Source organism: Deinococcus pimensis DSM 21231, from assembly GCF_000519345.1.
In the GTDB taxonomy this organism is placed as follows: domain Bacteria; phylum Deinococcota; class Deinococci; order Deinococcales; family Deinococcaceae; genus Deinococcus_A; species Deinococcus_A pimensis.
In genome coordinates this window covers 20,728-21,081 of sequence record NZ_KI912616.1, presented here as the reverse complement: position 1 = coordinate 21,081, position 354 = coordinate 20,728, and the positions used below count along the sequence as shown (strand labels likewise).

The 354-nt window shown below is 68.9% G+C and carries 1 protein-coding gene; it reads left to right on the top strand.

Annotation, left to right across the window (positions count from 1 at the left end; all coding sequences use genetic code 11):
* Positions 1-58 precede the first annotated feature (58 nt).
* Positions 59-354, top strand: a 296-nt coding sequence (panD, locus tag DEIPI_RS0100390; RefSeq protein WP_027480474.1) for an aspartate 1-decarboxylase, incomplete at its 3' end; no start/stop codon positions are given.

Genomic DNA, 354 nt, shown 5'->3' with positions numbered 1-354 from the left:
CGCGCAATCGTGCCGCCCCTCCCGCCGGGCGCCGCTCGCCCGCTTATAATGCGGCCCTGTGGAACGCATCATGTTCAGGGCGAAGATTCACCGCGCCACCGTCACGCAGGCGGACCTGCACTACGTCGGCAGCATCACCATCGATCAGGACCTCCTCGACGCCGCCGACATCCTCGTGAACGAACGCGTCGACATCTACAACATCACCAACGGTGAGCGGCTCAGCACGTACGCGCTGTCCGGCCCGCGCGGCTCGGGCGTCATCGGCGTGAACGGCGCCGCCGCGCACCTCGTGCGGCCCGGCGACCTCGTGATCGTCGCGGCGTACGGGAACTTCACCGAGGAGGAGGCGCG